Origin of the sequence: Bartonella sp. AP19HLJMH (assembly GCF_042196245.1) — a bacterium.
In the GTDB taxonomy this organism is placed as follows: Bacteria; Pseudomonadota; Alphaproteobacteria; order Rhizobiales; family Rhizobiaceae; genus Bartonella.
This window is the reverse complement of record NZ_JBHIPX010000040.1, coordinates 1-3148: the sequence shown is the minus strand read 5'-3', so window position 1 is coordinate 3148 and position 3148 is coordinate 1. Positions and strand designations below refer to the sequence as shown.

1 protein-coding gene is annotated in these 3148 nt (G+C 39.3%); it reads left to right on the top strand.

Translation table 11 applies throughout. From position 1 onward, the window contains the following. Nucleotides 1-179: 179 nt before the first annotated feature. Nucleotides 180-3148 (top strand): autotransporter outer membrane beta-barrel domain-containing protein (locus ACFINR_RS09065; RefSeq protein WP_375654204.1); only part of this gene is annotated, 2969 nt, incomplete at its 3' end.

Below are 3148 nucleotides of genomic sequence, written 5' to 3'. Positions count from 1 at the left end.
AATACATTTTGTATTATACATAATTAATATCAATTATTTTTTAATTTTGACAAAAAACCAAAAATGTCTTACCAAATTAAAGACAATTACTGAAAGTAATAACAACTATCCATTTTCACTTCTTCTTATGAAGTTCGCGGGGAAATGAATATTTTGGGGCTCTCATAAGGAGAATACTAGTGTATAAAACATCCCTTTTATCATGTACGGCTGCAGCCGCTATTATCCTGTTCAACATCCAGTTCAGTGCACATGCTGAAACCCTCGTAGTTTCTGAGGGAAAACAACAAGAAGTATCCGATAAAACCTACGAAACTATTCACGCAAAAGACGGTGGCAAAATCATTGGAAAACATTTAACCATTGTTACGAATAAAGATATAAACCAAGGCACAAACCAAACCGTCTATGCTGTAACAGCAGAAGGTGCTAACAGTGCGATTGAGTTACTGGATGGCACAATCATTAAAGGCACTGGTTCTGGTATTTTCTTAGGCCTTGAAGCCAAAGACGGTGCTACACTTCAAATGACTAAGGGAACAATTACATATTCTGGAATGGAGGCCTCCTCATCTGGCATTTTATCTAGCACTGGTGCTTCCTTTTCTGACAGTAAGAGTAAAAAAAACAAGCTGGAAGACGTAGTAATATCGAGTGAAAACGATAACAGTTCACTATCCTTAGGAATAAGTGCTAAAAACAGCACAGTAACCTTGAACAATGTAACCGTTACTCAAGCACTAACAGGCATATCTGCAGATGATCACTCGACAATAACAATCTCTGGAGGATCATTTCGTGCAAAAAATACAGCAATATCTGCTCAAAATGGCAGCATCATTACTTTAAACAACAATGTTACAGTCGCATCACCTAATGGTACTGGACTCCATGCAGATGGTATAGAATCCAAGATCACAATGAAAGGAGGGGCTGTCATAGGAGGAAGTTTGAATGGACATGAAAACGCATTACTTACAAAAAATGGTGGACGTATTGAAATTACGGATGTTACTCTAACAACCGATAACTTCGGAAACGGTGCACTTGCACTTGGTTCTGATAGCATAGTTGAATTAAAAGGCAATACAAAGATTAACAATGCTTTGAACGGTCTTGGAGCATTTGATGGTGGTAAAATCACCAGCGAAAATTTAACACTCATCGGTTCTGGAGCAAAAGAAGAAAGCACTGGTGTAGGAGTTGACCTGCCTAACAGCAAGATCGAACTAAATGGAAAAACAACCATTGAAAAATTCACACATGGGCTTGAGGCACGAAATGGTGGACAGATTGATGTCACGGATATAGCTTTAACAACGAATGACGCGGGAACCGGTGCACTTGCACTTGGTCCTGATAGCAGAATTGAATTGCATGGAACGGCAACGATTAATAATATTTTGAAGGGTCTTAGAGCAATAAATGGTGGCAAAATTACCAGCGAAAATTTAACAGTAGTCGGTGGTAAAGCAATTAATGAAAATCTCGGCAAAATAAGCACTGGTGTACGGACAGAGGATTCTGGTAGTGAAATTCAGTTAACCGGCAAAACAACCATTCAAAATGTCGATGAAGGTTTTTATGCAGACGGTGGAAGTCAAATCATTAGCGGAGATTTAACAATAACCGGTGGTGAGTCCGAAGCAGCAACCGTTGGTGTAAACATTTGGGATGCCGATAGTATAGTTGAATTCAATGGCAAAACAACCATTCAAAATGTTGATGTTGGTCTTTTTGTCATTGAAGGTAGCACAATTAAAACGAGCAATCGTGCTATTGATACTAATTCTAAAAGCCTAGATACCCAATCCGATACTCCTCAGAAGGGGAAGAAAAATACAATAGAAGCAAAAATGGCTGCACTGGTTGTAATAAATGGCGGACATATTGATCTGACAGATGTTTCTGCCACAGCAGAAGTTGCCGGTTTACAATTCGCAACTTTCTCCGATAATAATCCGAATAGCTCGCATGATCCACAAAAATATCATAGTAATGAGATCAATCTGACCAATGCAGAGCTTCATGCTGAAAATGGTACAGGAATTTTCGTTAGAACTGTTGTTGAAAAAAGCATCGAAGATGCTGCTGCTCCATCAATCGGCACAGTCAATCTTAAAAAATCAGAAGTCCATGCTGACGTATTATTAGGAGATGGTATTTTTTGGGACAAAACATCATGGAAAGATAAAGATTTGTGGGATGGTAAAGAGGTTAAAACGATCTCCAACGGCACCTTCACATTAAGCGCAGATCAGTCTATTTTAGAGGGCAGAGCAAATATTGCTAAAGACAGAAATGTGCACTTTGATCTAAAAAACAATACAACATGGACGTTGAAAATTAGCAAAAACGAAAAAGATGATGATGGCAATCTCCTTGATATCGCTCAAAGATCTCGTTCTGATATTTCCACGCTTAATCTCGATAACAGCTCCATTATCTTTAATGGACCAACAGAAGATCATTACCAAACATTGCATATAGGTTCTGGTAAACCAGACACGCAAGAAGTCTACAATGCAACGGGTGATGCAAAGATTTACTTCAACACGGCTTGGAGTGATGGTGCTGCAATAAATGACCAAAAAACCGATAGACTTTTGATCCATGGGGATGTCTCTGGCAACACATCAGTTTATGTTTCAGGACGCGTAGAAAAGAACAGTAGTCAAGCAAATATCTCTGCTGCTCCTAATGTACGGGGGCTTTCACTCATTCAAGTTTCTGGAAAAGCAACTGAAAACTCTTTCAAACTGGTAAATGGCTATACCACAAGAGGTGGCTTACCAGATATGTATACACTACGTGCCTATGGACCAGACTCAAGCCAAGGCAACGCCGATATTGCACAAAACCTCTTTGATGAAAAGAATGAAAATTTCTGGGATTTCCGTTTGCAACCCGAACTGCTTGACTCCAATTCTGGTTCAAATCCTGATCCTGAAACAAATATTCCTACCGTTGCCCCTGTACCACAAACAGCAAGCTATTTAGTCATGCCAAATGCTCTCTTCTACACGGGACTAACCGATATGGCTAAACAAAACGCACTTTTAGCCACAATGAGAACATCTGTCTTAGGAAAAGAAGAGGAAAAACAAACCGGTTTCTTCCTCTATACTTACGGAAACACAGGAACCTT